This window comes from Alteromonas sp. RW2A1 (assembly GCF_001886475.1).
In the GTDB taxonomy this organism is placed as follows: domain Bacteria; phylum Pseudomonadota; class Gammaproteobacteria; order Enterobacterales; family Alteromonadaceae; genus Alteromonas; species Alteromonas hispanica.
Genome location: NZ_CP018031.1, coordinates 1419580 through 1435481 on the forward strand (window position 1 = coordinate 1419580; position 15902 = coordinate 1435481).

Annotated in this window: 9 protein-coding genes and 4 tRNA genes; 2 read left to right on the forward strand and 11 right to left on the reverse strand. The window is 44.3% G+C overall.

Annotated features, from left to right (window positions below; all coding sequences use genetic code 11):
- Window positions 1-2 precede the first annotated feature (2 nt).
- Complete coding sequence (gene topA, locus BM528_RS06395) at window positions 3-2690, reverse strand: type I DNA topoisomerase (RefSeq protein WP_071979172.1); 2688 nt, start codon at window positions 2688-2690, stop codon at window positions 3-5.
- 376 nt (window positions 2691-3066) lie between these two features.
- Here topA and astB point away from each other — a divergent pair, with 376 nt between their 5' ends.
- Window positions 3067-4407: an N-succinylarginine dihydrolase gene (gene astB / locus BM528_RS06400; RefSeq protein ID WP_071979173.1), complete on the forward strand. Its 1341-nt coding sequence runs from the start codon at window positions 3067-3069 to the stop codon at window positions 4405-4407.
- 332 nt (window positions 4408-4739) lie between these two features.
- Here astB and BM528_RS06405 read toward each other — a convergent pair whose 3' ends face one another.
- Window positions 4740-7289 carry an Ig-like domain-containing protein gene (locus BM528_RS06405; RefSeq protein WP_071979174.1) on the reverse strand — a complete coding sequence of 850 codons (2550 nt, stop codon included), beginning with the start codon at window positions 7287-7289 and terminating at the stop codon, window positions 4740-4742.
- Window positions 7290-7404: 115 nt separating this feature from the next.
- Between BM528_RS06405 and BM528_RS06410 the strand changes: the two genes are divergently transcribed.
- Window positions 7405-8751 carry a dicarboxylate/amino acid:cation symporter gene (locus tag BM528_RS06410; RefSeq protein ID WP_071979175.1) on the forward strand — a complete coding sequence of 449 codons (1347 nt, stop codon included), beginning with the start codon at window positions 7405-7407 and terminating at the stop codon, window positions 8749-8751.
- A gap of 169 nt (window positions 8752-8920) precedes the next feature.
- Here BM528_RS06410 and BM528_RS06415 read toward each other — a convergent pair whose 3' ends face one another.
- The 9 genes from BM528_RS06415 to dnaQ form a co-directional block, all read right to left on the reverse strand.
- Window positions 8921-10147: a lipoprotein-releasing ABC transporter permease subunit gene (locus tag BM528_RS06415; protein ID WP_071979176.1), complete on the reverse strand. Its 1227-nt coding sequence runs from the start codon at window positions 10145-10147 to the stop codon at window positions 8921-8923.
- A 5-nt stretch (window positions 10148-10152) separates the two neighbouring features.
- On the reverse strand, window positions 10153-10845 hold the full coding sequence (gene lolD / locus BM528_RS06420; protein ID WP_071979177.1) for a lipoprotein-releasing ABC transporter ATP-binding protein LolD: 693 nt from the start codon (window positions 10843-10845) through the stop codon (window positions 10153-10155).
- Between the two features lie 87 nt (window positions 10846-10932).
- Window positions 10933-12483: an EAL domain-containing protein gene (locus BM528_RS06425; RefSeq protein WP_071981193.1), complete on the reverse strand. Its 1551-nt coding sequence runs from the start codon at window positions 12481-12483 to the stop codon at window positions 10933-10935.
- A 425-nt stretch (window positions 12484-12908) separates the two neighbouring features.
- Window positions 12909-12985: transfer RNA gene (locus BM528_RS06430), tRNA-Asp, on the reverse strand.
- A 43-nt stretch (window positions 12986-13028) separates the two neighbouring features.
- A tRNA-Asp gene (locus BM528_RS06435) sits at window positions 13029-13105 on the reverse strand.
- 43 nt (window positions 13106-13148) lie between these two features.
- Window positions 13149-13225: transfer RNA gene (locus tag BM528_RS06440), tRNA-Asp, on the reverse strand.
- 28 nt (window positions 13226-13253) lie between these two features.
- Window positions 13254-13330, reverse strand: a tRNA-Asp gene (locus BM528_RS06445).
- Window positions 13331-13551: 221 nt separating this feature from the next.
- Window positions 13552-14955, reverse strand: coding sequence for a TIGR03503 family protein (locus BM528_RS06450; RefSeq protein ID WP_156844096.1), 1404 nt, complete (start codon window positions 14953-14955; stop codon window positions 13552-13554).
- A 216-nt stretch (window positions 14956-15171) separates the two neighbouring features.
- Window positions 15172-15891, reverse strand: coding sequence for a DNA polymerase III subunit epsilon (gene dnaQ / locus BM528_RS06455; protein WP_071979178.1), 720 nt, complete (start codon window positions 15889-15891; stop codon window positions 15172-15174).
- Window positions 15892-15902: the final 11 nt, after the last annotated feature.

Below are 15902 nucleotides of genomic sequence, written 5' to 3' on the forward strand. Positions count from 1 at the left end.
AATTACCTATTAAGTTGCTTCTTTTTGGCTTTAGATTTAGCTGCGGGCTTCTTAGCCGCAGTTTTTTTAGGTGCCTGCTCTTGCCATTTACCGTTTTCGTACCATGCCGACCAACCAGTCGCCTTGCCCGCGTCATTCTCAGACATAACGTACTGTTGTTTTGTTTTACGGCTATAGCGCACTATTGTTTCATTACCGTCTGAATCTTTTTGTGGTGCATCAGCAAGATAATGGAACTTAGGCGAAATTCGGTCTCTAAAGCGAGCAAGTTCGTGAACTTTGGGAGCACGTGTTTCCCTCGACTTTGGGAAATTGTGAGCCGCTAAGAAAATACCCGACGCCCCGTCGCGTAGCATAAAGTGGGCGTCCGATTTTTCACAGGGCAGTTCCGGAAGATCCACGGGATCTTCTTTCGGTGGAGCAGCTTCGCCATTTCGAAGTAACTTACGGGTATTTTTACATTCTTCGTTAGTACAGCCGAAATACTTACCGAATCGACCGTTTTTAAGCTCCATATCACTGCTACACTTGTCACATTCAATGATAGGTCCGTCGTAGCCTTTAATTTTAAACGTGCCCGTTTCAATCTCGGTACCTTCGCAGGTAGGCGTGTTACCGCAAACGTGTAGTTTTCTTGTTTCATCAACAAGGTAACTGTCCATGGCTGTACCGCATTTAGGACAGCGTTTCTTTGAACGCAGAGCTTCGGTCTCTAACTCCTCCTCATCATCAACTTTCACTACCTCATCGCCAGGCGTTAAGTTCATGGTGTTTGTACAGCGCTCTTTTGGGGGAAGGTTATAGCCCGAACATCCTAAGAACACACCTGTGGATGCTGTTCTTACATTCATTTCTCGTCCGCACTTATCGCACTCAATGCCAGCTGGAATTGCTTGATTGAGGCGCATACCGCCCTCTTCAGGATCTTTTTCAGCATTGAGTAATTTGCCATAAAAATCGCTGTAGAAATCGTTGAGAACATCTTTCCAGTTTTTATTACCTTCGGCTATATCGTCGAGATGCTGCTCCATGTTGGCCGTGAAATCGTAACTCATTAAATCGTCAAAGTTTTCCATAAGACGATCGTTTACAATCTCACCCATTTTCTCAGCATAGAAACGCTTGTTTTCCAAGCGAACATAGCCTCTGTCTTGGATAGTGGAGATAATACTCGCGTAGGTAGACGGACGGCCAATACCACGTTTTTCGAGCTCTTTTACCAAAGATGCTTCGTTAAAGCGCGCAACTGGCTTGGTGAAGTGCTGCTTTGGATCTAATTCATTGAGCGTTAGAGAATCGCCTTTTTGCACATCGGGTAGCAATAGCTCATCGTCACCCTTTTTGCGTAACTGGGGCTGAACACTTGTCCAACCGTCAAATTTTAGCACTCGCCCTTTTGCGGTGAGTTCATAATCAGCCGCAACTACCTTTATTGTTGTTGCATCGTATTTGGCCGGTGTCATCTGACAGGCTAAGAATTGACGCCAAATTAGCTCGTAAAGACGCTGAGCATCTCGTTCCATATCACCTAGGCTTGCAGCACTAATGGTAACATTTGAAGGACGTATAGCTTCGTGAGCTTCTTGTGCGCCTTCCTTACTCCCGTAGCGAATAGGCGATTCCGGCAGATACTTGTCGCCAAAGTTATCCGTAATATAGCTGCGTGCACTCTCAACGGCCTCTTGGCTCAAATTTGTTGAATCTGTACGCATGTAGGTGATGTATCCCGCCTCGTATAACCGCTGCGCCATCATCATTGTTTTCTTCACGCCAAACCCTAAGCGCGTGCTTGCTGCTTGCTGAAGCGTTGACGTAATAAACGGGGCTGACGGCCGGCTCTGAGTAGGCTTAGACTCACGACTTTCTACCGTAAAATCGGCCTTTTCTAAATCGGCTAATGCCTTATCGGCTTCGTCTTTATTTTTGGGTTTAAATGCGTTGCCTTGATATTTGGCAACCAGCATTTTTAAAGCCGCTTTTTCTTGACTGGTAAGGTTGGCGTGAATATCCCAAAACTCTTCCGGTACAAAAGCTTTTATTTCCCGCTCACGCTCTACCACCAAACGCACTGCAACAGACTGAACACGACCTGCAGATAACCCTCGGGCCACTTTTTTCCAAAGCAAGGGCGACACCATAAAGCCTACAACTCTATCTAGGAAACGTCGTGCTTGCTGCGCATTTACACGAGAGATATTCAGTTCGCCAGGGGCTGAGAATGCATCTTGAATGGCATTTTTAGTGATTTCGTTGAAAACCACACGTTGATAAGTTTTACCCTTGCTGCCTAGTAACTCTTGTAAGTGCCAAGCAATAGCTTCTCCCTCGCGATCCAAATCGGTTGCGAGATAGATGGTGTCTGCATCTTTGGCTAACTTTTTTAGCTCACTGACAACTTTTTCTTTGCCCTGCAACACTTGGTAGTGCGCATGCCAGTTTTTTTCAGGGTCGACACCCATTCGGTCTACAAGCTTTAAATATTCATGTCGACGAAGATATTCTTGCCGCGCTTCTTCGCTGTATGTTTTGAGTTCTTTTGCCGGTTTTTTAGGCTCTACATTGCCTAACGCCTTCGTTGGAAGATCCCGAACATGGCCAACCGAACTTTTTACGATAAAATCTTTACCGAGATATTTATTTATCGTTTTTGCTTTGGCTGGTGACTCGACTATGACCAGTGATTTTGCCATATAATTGAACTAAACCTATTGATTTTAAATGACTTATTACGTCAAATACCGAAAATTGATGCAACCTTGCACTATATATAGGGTGCGCGCTCTTTTTTAACATATATCTACAAAGTGAATGGAAAACAAGATCTTCTTCATACTTATTCTTTCGCTTGCTTCAATCTCACACAAAAACTGTACAAGAAACAACCAGTACGATTGGCAAAGCCTTTAAAAGCCGTATAATGCCAGCCATTCCACTAACACCGGCGCCTCCTATCAATCGTTAAATGAGCACTGGTGATAAAAAAGCGCGATTGTTTTACGCCTCGCTGAATGCCTAGAACTATACAGCGTAGCGTTCAAATGCCCAAACACCAAATAGAGGGAAAGTATGAAGCAATTTGAAGTGAATTTTGATGGCCTTGTTGGCCCAACCCACAACTATGCCGGTTTATCATTCGGTAATGTTGCTTCTCTCAACAACGCCAATGCGGTAAGTAGCCCAAAGCAAGCAGCCAAACAAGGGTTAGCAAAAGCGAAAGCATTATCAGACATGGGAATGAAGCAAGGCGTATTGGCACCGCAAGAACGCCCTGACATTAACGCACTGCGTCGATTAGGTTTTTCAGGCACTGATGCACGCGTACTAGAAAGCGCTGCAAAGCAATCTCGCGAGATATTTTTAGCATGTTGCTCTGCTAGTAGCATGTGGACTGCAAATGCCGCCACTGTGTCTCCTAGTGCCGATACGGCAGATGGACGAGTGCATTTTACCCCTGCAAACTTAACAAACAAGTTTCACAGGTCTTTAGAACCGCAAGTTACCGGCAACATTTTGCGCGGTACGTTTGCCAATGAAACCTACTTTGCTCATCACCAACACTTGCCAGATAATGACCATTTTGGCGACGAAGGTGCTGCGAACCATACTCGTTTGTGCAACGATTATAGCGAAGCAGGAGTTGAGTTATTTGTTTATGGCCGACATGCTTTTGACCCGTCAAAGCCTGCACCAACAAAATACCCAGCAAGACAAGCTTTAGAGGCCTGCCAAGCCGTGGCTAGATTACATGGTCTAAGGGACGAAGGCGTTGTTTACATGCAGCAAAATCCTGATGTGATTGACCAAGGTGTATTTCACAACGATGTAATCGCTGTCGGCAATCAAAACGTGCTCTTCTTCCACGAACAAGCGTTTCACGAAAAGGAAAAAGGGTTTGCTGAGCTACAACGTAAGTTTGGTGACAAGCCACTACACTTCATTGAAGTGCCTACTGCGAAAGTGTCTGTGCAAGACGCAGTGAAAACCTATTTGTTTAATACGCAAATTATTACTCTGCCAAATGGTGAAATGACGATTATTGCGCCTACCGACTGTGCTGAGAACGAGTCAGTTAAAGCCTATTTAGACAATCTTGTCACTCTGGATACGCCAATAAAGTCGGTAAATTATTTTGACGTTAAACAAAGCATGCGAAATGGTGGCGGCCCGGCGTGTTTGCGTTTGCGTGTGGCAATGAGTGAAGAAGAGCTGAACGGCGTAAATCAGTCTACTCTGATAAACGATGCACAATTCGCGCGACTAAATGCATGGATAGATAAGCATTATCGCGATGAATTAAGCGAAGATGACTTAAGAGATCCGCAGCTACTGATTGAATCTCGCACTGCCCTTGACGAGCTGACGCAAATACTTCAGCTAGGATCGGTGTATCCGTTCCAGCAGGGTTAACAACCTAATCTGAAAGGCTTACACAGCTATCATTAAAGCGTTCATCTGATATAACAAAGCCGGCATTGATGCCTGTCTCTTATACACAAATCCCTACTAAGTAATTAGTGGGGATTTTTTTGAACTCTTCCTTCCAACTCTGATCAGATCTTTCACTTAACTCATTGGGTGAAAGTCATATGGCAAGGATGGTTCAAACTGCAAACCATCCTTGAAGGCTATGAGCTAGCCCTGTCTCTTGATATCGACTTGTGATCAAGAGACAGGCATTGATGCCGGCTTTGTTGATGCGTAAAAGGTTGAATCCATATCGTAATTCCACTACCTCGATATTATGGAGTCACCTCAGTACATTGGTCTGTTACGCCAAACGGATTGGCAGGCGGAGATGACCCCTCATCAGTTACATCATCAGCAGAAATGCTTAATGTGTAATGCATTGATGCTTTTGCTTCACTACCCGTAGACTGACCGAATACAGAAATAACGGCATCGTACCAAACCGCATAGCTTGCGGGGTATCGGTACTCAAGTTCTGCATAGCCATTCTCATCTGTCACTGAGTCTACCGCAAATGTGATTGTTCCTACTGAACCTGGCGTAAGCGTGCCATCACCATTGGTATCTTCAAGACGAGGCGTTGTGTCTAAAATGCCGTTGTCATTAACATCCTCTGTTTCACACCTTTGGTTCACGATAGCCTGCCAAATCGACTCTTCATCATTGTAAACCCAAAAGCCGGTGCGATACTCACCGCCATCAACGAACTTCACTGGGGTAACAGATGCAGTAAGTTCGACACCGCTAACGGGTTGACCTACAGAGTCTGATACAAACACGCTGAAACGTTTCAAATAGGTTGTAGAGGTTGGCTCTTCCAGCTCATTACCGGTACCAATAGATATATCAAACGCTCGGTTACCAACAGTTAGCACAACATCATCTTCTATTGCAGGATCATCAGCCACAAAGGCCGTAATAACTACTGCATCAGGTGTTGATACAGATCCTGATGTAAATACCGTAGTAGCGATACCTTTACTATCAGTGGTAGCCTGTGAAGGCGAGACAAAACCAGTTGAAACGTCTGACACAGTAAAGTTGACGACACTGTCTTTCACCAAGTTTCCGTCTACGTCTCTCACTACCGCACTGATAGTGCTAGTTTGACCATCTGGACCCAATAAATCTGGTGACGCATCAGCAATGAGTGTATGTGGCGTGGTAGCAACAAACTCAATTTGCGTTAGCGCAGACACAAGCACATCGCCATTTCCATCTGTTGCAGTAGCCGTGATAGATGAAATACCAGCATTCGTAGAGCTTATGCTAATCGTAGCCTCACCGTTTGCATCTGTTGCCACCGTTGATGCACCGCTTATCACGCCACGAGAAGCACTAAAGGTTACATCTTCACCCACTACCGGTGCATTATTTTGGCGCCATTGCACCGTAATGGACTGCTGTTGACCTACGGGTACTTCTTCAGTAGGAAGGTTTACGAAATTGAATTCGTCCTGTTGTACTTGAACAGTAAACGTAGCGCTTGCATTTAACGCAGTTGCAGTAATGGTATTTTCACCCGAGTTAGTCGCAGTATATGACACTGTCGCTTGACCTGTGGAGCCAGTATTTACCTCTGATGCGCCAAGTGAACCGCCGCTGGCCTCAAGCTGAACAGTTTGGTTGAGTATTGAAGTGCCGTCAGAATCCTGAACACGAATGGTGTAATTCACCATATCGTTTAAAATAACTGATGAAGCGCCATTTACCGTAACTTCGGTTCCGTCGATTTCAATAGAAACGTTTTCTGGGCTTAGCGAACCTGCTTGTGCCGAAACGGTTACTATACGATTAGCTGCGTTGTTTCGCGTAGACAGAAGAGCGCGAGCAGTGCCATCTGCCGCTGTAGTAGTTTGAATAAGCTGCAGTTCAACACCATCTTCGCTGGGTGCAGAAAAACTCACTTCCACACCTTCCATAAGTACACTTTGCTCGTTTTTTACCAGTGCGATTAATTCAACTTCATCGCTTCCGCTTGATGCTAATTGAATACTATCTGCAAATAGCTCTAGCGAAGCCGGCTCTTCACTCACGCTAGTACGACCTGAAGAACTAAACGTAGTAGAATCTGACTCTCCCGTTGGTAACGTCACGATAACTTCACCATCGCCAGACAAGTCACTTACCGCCATACCAATTGACGCAATACCATTCTCGTCCGTCAGTGCAGTTGCAGTGTCATTTGAAAACTCTGCCAAGTCGCTGTTACTAAGTGAGAAAGTTAGCAATATGTCATCTTGAGGGTTCCCGTCTGCGTCAGTAACCGTCGCTACAGCGGTAAGTGCATTGTTTGTAGAGAGCTCATTGTCTTGTTCACCGTCACTATTTTGCAATATCAGTGATACGGAAGATTCTGTAGAGCCCGTTGTTGCAGCGGTTGCCGAAAATGTCGTCGTTCCAGTTTCACCAGTATTCAGACTAGCAGTAATTTGGCCGTCGCCCGAGGCGGTACTGGCATTAAGGCCTATACGCGCTACCCCGCTGTCATTGGTGCGTGCTGTGCCCGTGTCATTGGCAAAGGTTGCCAGCGCGGCATTGTCCAGCGCAAACGTCACTAAGCTATCAGACAGTGCATTACCGTCTTGATCGGTGACTGTGGCTACAACGGTGAGGCTGTTGTTTTCTGATAAATTGCTATCGCTTTCACCATTGGCATTCTCTAGAGCGAGAGAAACTGTATAAGTTGGCGTAGTGGTTCCACCGCCACCGTTACCAGTACCGTTGTCCGTATCGTTTCTTGAGACAGAACCGCCTCCCCCACATGCTGTTAGCATAAATATTGCGCTAAATAAGCTTAGCGTCTTCGCTAATGTCCGCATAATTCGTTCCTGAACCTCTATTAATGGCAATTGCGTCGTTTTTTATGTTTAAAAATCAAATGAATCTGGCACACTACGGAAGACTAAAAAATATAATAATGCACAGGGAACTTTCATGTCTCAATCTGCACACAAGTATAGTTTAACCGCCCGTATCTTTATCGGCATGGCAACCGGTATCTTAACCGGCGTGTTTCTCCAATTATTGTTTGATGATAGCGGAGATTTCACATTTTCGATATTCGGTTTAGAGCTCTCTACGTATAACATTCTTGTAGAAGGTATATTTTCAACTTTAGGCCAAATATTTATTGCCAGCCTGAAAATGCTGGTAGTGCCATTGGTATTCGTCTCGCTCATCTGCGGAACAAGTACCTTATCTGACCCCAGTAAGCTTGGTCGCTTAGGCGCAAAGTCGGTTGGCCTTTATGTTGTCACAACCGCGATTGCGATAACACTGGCAATGAGTATAGCCCTAATTATTGCGCCAGGCGAAGGACTAAATTTAACAACAGAGACAACCTTTCAGGCAAAAGAAGCGCCAAGCCTGTCTGATGTTATTGTCAATATGTTCCCAAGTAACCCAATCAATTCTATGGCACAAGGGAATATGCTGCAAATAATTGTTTTTGCTGTGCTATTTGGCATAGCAATGGCAATGACGGGAAGCGCAGGCAAGCGCCTAACCGCAGTGTTTGAAGACATCAACACCGTTATCATGCGCCTTGTTACTATTATCATGAACCTTGCACCCTATGGCGTTTACGTGCTGATGGCCAAACTGTTTTCGACTATCGGTGGCGATACTATTCTTAGCTTAGCTAAGTATTTCTTCTTGGTATTTGGCGTACTTATTTTGCACGGATTAGTGACTTATTCAGTATTGCTGAAAGTGCTAGCTGGTCTAAACCCTATTACGCTACTGAGAAAAATGCGCGACGCTGCTTTGTTTGCATTTAGTACATCAAGCAGCAGTGCAACACTGCCTGTTACAATGGAGACTGCCAGAAACAAGCTAGGTGTAGGGAACTCCGTGTCGTCCTTCACGTTACCATTAGGCGCTACCATAAATATGGATGGCACAGCGATTATGCAGGGTGTTGCCACCGTATTTATCGCTCAGGTTTACGCTGTCGATTTGAGTTTAGGCGATTACATGATGGTAGTACTTACCGCCACATTAGCCTCAATCGGCACGGCAGGTGTGCCAGGTGTGGGTCTTATAATGCTTGCCATGGTGCTGCAGCAGGTAAATTTACCGGTGGAAGGTATTGCACTTATTATTGGTGTAGACAGACTTCTAGATATGACCCGTACCGCGGTAAACATCACAGGAGACTGTATGGTGTCGTGCGTAGTGGCTAAAAGCGAAGGCGCGTTAGATGAGGATATATTTAACGACCCTAACGCAGGCGAAAAGCAAGAAGACGTTGACTTCGAGCATTTCGAACGCAATAAGTAAAACGCCCCTCTGCCCAGCAAAGAATATAAGCAGGGAAGACTGAAACGAAAAAAGGTAGCTATTTTGCTACCTTTTTTATGGTCATTTATCTCAAAGCCCTTTCTCGATTTTCTTGTTTCCTCGAAGCCTTATTTTTAAATAGAAATCGGGCTCAAAGGTAATATGCTTATTAGTGAAGCGAGGATGAGGGCGAGATCTTCGCCGCCTTTTGTGCGGGATATAAGGTTGCCATTATACACAAGGTTAAGGCCACAAAAGTTGTGATTAACACGTCTTGCCATTGAAGTTCTGAGGGTAAAAAGTCGATAAAATAGATATCGCCTGAGAGCACTTCAATGCCTAACGCATTTTCAACGAATAACACAATAGATGATAAATTGGGGGTGACAAGTAACGCTAAAGCCACACCAACCGTTATACCTACAACACCGTTGATAGCGCCCTGAAAAATAAATATTGAGCGTATTAATGCGTCTGTAGCCCCCATCGTTTTTAGAATTGCGATAGCTGCTTGTTTTTCTCTTACTGCCATAACAAGGGAAGACACAATATTAAAGCACGCCACCCCAATAACTAAAATCAACGCTATGTACACGACTGCTCTTACCAACTGGATGTCGTTATATAAGTGGCCCTGGGTTCGCGTCCAATCAGACATGTAAACAGCTTGAGGGTAGCTGTAGCCTATCTCGCGCATTATGGTGTTGGCCGAGTATGCGTCATAAAATGTAAATTGAAGTCCTTGTGCACGAGATTGCAATTCTGCGGCATTTGACGCTGTATCAAGATGCATTAGTCCTACTAAGTTGTCTAGCTCGCCACCTATTGATAAAAAACCACTGACAATTAAAGAAACAGTTTTAGGTGCTTTAAACGATAAGTCGTTTGTTGTCACTGGCACCAAAACCTGTATAGGGTCGCCAACGGAAAGCTGAAGCTTCTCTGCTATTCCCTGACCAACTAAGACCCCCTTTGGTTCAGCCGTAAACGCTGCCCACTGTTTATCTGTTACTCGCTCTTTGTATTGAGAAGTGTTTTCTGAAGGAATAATACCCGTTAACTCTACGGCCTTTAGCTCACCTTTGAACTGCAGCATACCGGTAAGTTTAGTGTAAGGCGTAATGCGTGCTATCCGCTTGTCCTGCTCTAAACGGTAACGCTGGGCCTCCAAATTATCAATGCCCCTATTATCAACACTGTATAGTTCACCATGAGGAATAACACTTAAGATCCTGCTGGTAAGCTCCTTTTCAAAGCCATTCATAACACTGAGTAATAAAATGAGAACAAAGCATCCTAGCGCGATACCAACGGTAGAAGACATAGAAATGAATGAAATAAAACGCTGCTGAGAGCCGGATTTACGAAACTGTTTGGCTAGTTCAAATGCAAACATGCGCCCTAGACCTCTTCGGCACTAGACTGAACTAACCTACCGTCTTTTATACGCAGTACTCTGTCCATCTTTTTAGCGAGGCTTATGTCGTGAGTTACAACAACAAAAGCGGTTCGCTTTTGCTCGCTCAGAGCAGTAAGGAGTTTGTAAATTTGATCGCCCGTCGTGTCGTCCAAATTACCAGTTGGCTCGTCGGCAAGCACAACAGAAGGCTCTGTCACTAAGGCTCGTGCTATCGCTGTACGTTGGCGCTCGCCCCCAGACATCTCTGCTGGAAGGTGGTCTAAACGATGTGACAAACCGACCTCATCAAGCATAGCCCGCGCTTTTTCTTGCGCTGCTGACGCAGAAAGACCACGAATACGAAGCGGCATAGCGACATTTTCTAATGCTGAAAACTCACCCAACAGATGATGAAATTGGTAGATAAAACCCATTTCTTCATTGCGAAGCGTTGCCAATGCATTCGCGCTTAGAGAATTAAGAGATTTTCCCTTGAAGTGAACCTCTCCACTGCTAGGCGTATCCAGACCGCCCAACAAATGCAGCAAAGTACTTTTACCCGAGCCAGAGCTTCCTAGGATAGCCACGTGCTCTCCGGCATTGATAGACAGCGACACATCGTGGAGAACGGGGGTAACATTGCTACCGTCATGGTAGCTTTTATGAATATTGTGGCAACGAAGCACATCTTGCATACGTTTTTTCTGCTCTTTTTCTCTTTGTGCAAATGTTACCGTTAAACACCAGCAACACCAAATAGAAAATAAAAGCCATTCAATAATTTAGACGTTGCTTTTTACGCACTCCGCCAAATTTTCAACCGATTGAGGTCTACCGTAAAGCCAGCCTTGCCCAAAGCCTACTGACAAGCTACGCAACTCTTTCGCTTGCTCACTGTTTTCCACACCTTCTGCAATAAGCTTCACGTTGAGCCCCTCGGCTATACTGACGATATGAGGAATAAGAGACGAACGAATGCTGTGCTCTTCCATTTCCATCACAAAGCTTCGATCTATTTTGAGGTAATCACAACTCAATGTTTGCAACTGTCCTAAATTAGAATAGCCTACGCCAAAGTCATCGATAGCGAATAAGAACCCTTTGCTCTTTAGCGACTTAATATGTTTTACAGCACTTTGGGTTGCTATTTGCTCATCTTCTGTAATTTCTAAGACAAGTTTAAACTGCTTAGTGTTGAGCGCTTGAACAAAGTCGAGATCTAAGCAACCGTTACGAGTGAAGTCTACTGGGAAAAGATTGAAAGAAACTTTAAATCCCTCTGGAATATCAGGATTACTTGTAAGCTCCGACATCGACTTTTTGATCATATCAAGGGTGAACTCCCAGGTTTTATCAAGAGATTTTATGTACGGAATAAACTCATCTGGAAATATAACGCCAAAGTCATCTTCAAAACGGCTAAGCACCTCACATCCAATAACTTGTCCAGTACGAAGGTTGACGAAGGGCTGATAAACGCAGAAGAAACTCCCCTGTTGCAGCCCTTTTTTAACTCGATACTCTATTGAACGTCTGCGGCGAAGGAAATTAAACGTCACCATATGGGAAAATGCTGCCGTCATTAGCATGATTAGGAAAAATAAAAACAATTTACCGGCATGAAGGTTCATAAGACGTTTGTAGTCTGGGACAACTTTTAGGCACGTATGAGAATACGTTTTATTGCACAAAATAAAATTAAGAGAGAAGAGTTGAGGCTTCGCCAGCATCTCATTACTCAAAGTTCTATTAATGAGTGTGGGATTGCCCGCCATCGGGTAGAATTTGTCGCCGTTATAAAAAAGCTGCCAGTCTTGTGCGTTACTAAAGCCAATAACGCTGTTCATATCTAATACCGCATTGTAACGCCCTCTTCTCACTACAGTGCCCGTAGACCTTTGCTCGAATAACTGAAGAGGTGTATTTATCCAAAAAATATCATCTAGTGCTGTAACGAAGTCTGGCTTTGCGTCCTCAAAGGGGGTATCTAGAATACCAAGGTAGGTGCTGCAGGATAATTTATCGTTCTCGTAGAATCCAATTTCTTTCACAAAGCGAGAGCGAAACAAGGTTTTTCTCATTTCAAACAAGTGTTCATCGCTACATACTTTAAACGCAAGGCTATTTAGGTGGTCGAGCGTTAACTCCGCATCTCGAAATACCATGCCAACATTATTTAAGATTTGTCGAGCGCGCGCCTCCTCCTGCGTTTTAACAAAAGAGAAGGTGATTAAGGCAAGTAATAGAGTGACTGCAATTACGCACAATAAGGATGCGAAGACTGCTTTAGCATTGTCGGCCAAAAAATAATTATTTGTGTTCGGACGTGTCATAACTTGCGCAAAAATTAATATGATTATCAACTGAGCATCGTAGACTAATCGCAGAAAAAAACACTTGAACTTTGTGTCTAATAAACGCTTTTAGAGATTAAACATTTGTTAGAAACGTTTCAGATTTATGGTTTTCATTAAGCTTTAAACAAGAAAAGTAATGTCTTTATTGTTTAAATAAACCACTTTTCGTGGGCTTTATGAATTGAGGCTTTTATCTAGTGCGACAACATAATTCGTTTGGAAACTCACCGTATTCACGATGCTATATAGGGCACTTGGTTACATCCGAAGATTTATCAAGCCTAGGCGGGTGAATTAGACAGGTGAAATTGGTAATTGACTTTCTCAACGATGCTGAAACGTGAGTGAAAAGATAGATTAGGAAATTGAGTGGGAGAATTTGAAGACTTGCTTACCATTGATGGCGGAGCGGACGGGACTCGAACCCGCGACCCCCGGCGTGACAGGCCGGTATTCTAACCAACTGAACTACCGCTCCACACAATGGGTAAAATAATAACGCGACACAATTTATCGATTAATGGCGGAGCGGACGGGACTCGAACCCGCGACCCCCGGCGTGACAGGCCGGTATTCTAACCAACTGAACTACCGCTCCACATAATCGAGATTGCTTTGTGTTGCTTTATTGTATAGCTAAATGGCGGAGCGGACGGGACTCGAACCCGCGACCCCCGGCGTGACAGGCCGGTATTCTAACCAACTGAACTACCGCTCCGAAGACCTTTTAGCTATATCATTGAAAGTGGCGGAGCGGACGGGACTCGAACCCGCGACCCCCGGCGTGACAGGCCGGTATTCTAACCAACTGAACTACCGCTCCACATCTTCAATGTTATCAGTGAGTTAATTGGATTGCTGTAACCCCGTGCCCTCACTGCGGCGCAGATAATACGTATTCCCCAATGTGGAGTCAATGCTTTTTCTCAATAAAATTGTCATCTGCAGTTTGTTTGTCTGTTAAATAAACATTATGTTGAAATAAAGCTCAAGACGAACAAATTAAAAACGGATTTTGACAGAGTTTTAAAAAGCTCGCGAAAATTACTTTTCGCCTTCGTTTTGTTTTTTCTTTTTAAACATCCCAAACAACCGTTTAAGCCCTTTCGGTTTCTCGTCTAACACTAACGAAGAATCATCTATGTCAGCCTTTTTGGTTTTTGCCTTGGGCGCAACTGGCGACGCTTTCTTCTTGCGCATAATAATGATGATACCTGCAGCCAGAAGACCTAGAACGATGATAGAGCCATTAACCGCAACAATTAAAAGTATAAACGTGTCTGAGTCGATTTCGTCTTCTTTAGTCTGCTCTGGCATACTTTTAGCGATTTCTTGCTGCTCACCAAGCAGTGGCGCACTGCCATCAACGATAGGATCTTCTCCATAAACCAGCGGATCTTCAACTTCTGGTTCTACGGGCCCTTTACCTAAAAAGGTATATTCAGGTACGTCTAAGATAAAGTCTCTACCATTAACTGTGGTGCCGTATGCGGTTAGCTTCACACGAAAAACACCTTTTTCATACGCTATGATTTGGTATTCCCTTGCTTGATCGCCACCTTCGGTAAGCGAAAAATTTTGTGTATCGCCATTAGGAAAACGCACTTTGCCGTCGACTAACAGTGACTGAATTTCAACAAGCTCTCTGTCTACATCGATAATAAAGTTGTGATACCCAATATTTCCGTCATCTAATTGCACTGAAATAGCAACCGGGTTCTCCTCTAAAATAATGGGCGTTCCCTCTTGCTCTCGGGTGACCATAGGAGTGGTAACCCTAAAGACCGGCTTCCACTCTCCTGGCGCAATTTTTAAGTTAAATTGCCCGGTAAAAATTCCGTCTCCGGGTTTCTCATCCATGCCCAAACCATTATCTTTGAACGTGGCTATGAGTTCGTCAGTGGCGCCGAAATTATCGTAATTAGCGTTATTTGTGCTGATAAATTCGATATCAACATCTACCACGTTTCGGAACTCATTAACATCAATGGCTTTACCTCCATTGGTTAAATACGCGGTGGATTTTAGAATTTCACCAGAAAAAAGTAAGTCTGGAAGTGGTTCGGCGGTTAACTCCACATCAGAAACAACCATTATTCGACTTTCTGGAAGTACCTGCCCGACTGCTTGCCAAGGGCCTGGTACGGGATTTTTAATGGTGATCATGTCGAAAGAGTCTGAGTCGTACCACTCTACTCGCTCTTCATCCACTCTACCCTGAAATAATTTTGAGCCATCTGGGCGAACAAGTACAACCGGTGCGGAGCCATACTCTCGAAAAAATACCATAGTTATTTCTTCGACATTGTAATCGATGCGAAAGCGGTTTTTTAATAGTTCTATGGAATTTGTGTATTCATCACCTAGTTCGGTAATGACCGATGTATCGACGGATTTTGTGGTTTCTTGTGAGTCAGTTACTGCACCGTCTGCAGCCTGCTGAAGCATATCCTGCTGTTCTCGCAACGATTGCGAAGCTGTGTTTGTACACCAGGCGCTCAGAATAACGATCGCACAATAAATCCACAATTTCACGTAGCCATGCTCCTGCACTAAGTCTTCTATTATACTTTCAAAGGTTGATGAAAAGCCGTCATTTAGCCAATTGTAAAAGCTCGTGGGCAATGTTTTATCTAAAGCTTAACCCAGCTTTTTTATTTCGCCTCACGACTCGCTTATTGATTTAGGGCGCCACAAACAGTTACCACCTGCGTCCTGAACTATATCTAAACGGGCTTCATGCTGTGCTAATTCATCGGCGGTAGCTTTAATAACCTTTAATTTATTTCCCGTTCGCTCGATGCGTCTTACAGCCGTGGAGTCGGCATCACTGCTTCCCGTTGATGCCAGTCTCAACTTTGTCTGACCGCCAGTCATTAGCAGGTAGACGTCGGCTAAAATCTCTGCATCAAGTAATGCTCCGTGGAGAGTACGGTGGCTATTATCAATGCCGTAGCGCTTACATAGAGCGTCTAGGTTATTTTTTTGGCCAGGATGCATTTTTCTTGCAAGCACTAGCGTATCTAGAACATCGCAAATTTGATCTGTCACCACGCCTTTGGTGCTTGGCTCCATACCAAACTCATGATCCATAAATCCAACGTCAAAAGGCGCGTTGTGAATGACGAGCTGAGCCCCTTTTATAAACTCAATAAAGTCGTTAGCAACGGTTGAAAAAACTGGCTTGTCGCTTAGAAATTCATTTGTAATGCCGTGAACTTCAATAGCCTCTTGCTCAATATGACGACCTGGGTTTATATATGCGTGAAAATGATTACCTGTCAGTCGGCGATTGACCACTTCAACGCAACCAATCTCAATAATTCGATGGCCTTCTTTTGGGTCAATACCGGTTGTTTCAGTATCTAATACAATCTGGCGCATACATCCTCTAC

Coding starts and splice junctions, on each gene's coding strand:
- topA (WP_071979172.1), bottom strand. CDS start 2,690: ATGGCAAAATCACTGGTCATAGTCGAGTCACCAGCCAAAGCAAAAACG.
- astB (WP_071979173.1), top strand. CDS start 3,067: ATGAAGCAATTTGAAGTGAATTTTGATGGCCTTGTTGGCCCAACCCAC.
- BM528_RS06405 (WP_071979174.1), bottom strand. CDS start 7,289: ATGCGGACATTAGCGAAGACGCTAAGCTTATTTAGCGCAATATTTATG.
- BM528_RS06410 (WP_071979175.1), top strand. CDS start 7,405: ATGTCTCAATCTGCACACAAGTATAGTTTAACCGCCCGTATCTTTATC.
- BM528_RS06415 (WP_071979176.1), bottom strand. CDS start 10,147: ATGTTTGCATTTGAACTAGCCAAACAGTTTCGTAAATCCGGCTCTCAG.
- lolD (WP_071979177.1), bottom strand. CDS start 10,845: ATGCAAGATGTGCTTCGTTGCCACAATATTCATAAAAGCTACCATGAC.
- BM528_RS06425 (WP_071981193.1), bottom strand. CDS start 12,483: ATGACACGTCCGAACACAAATAATTATTTTTTGGCCGACAATGCTAAA.
- BM528_RS06450 (WP_156844096.1), bottom strand. CDS start 14,955: ATGCTTCAGCAGGCTGCAGACGGTGCAGTAACTGACTCACAAGAAACC.
- dnaQ (WP_071979178.1), bottom strand. CDS start 15,891: ATGCGCCAGATTGTATTAGATACTGAAACAACCGGTATTGACCCAAAA.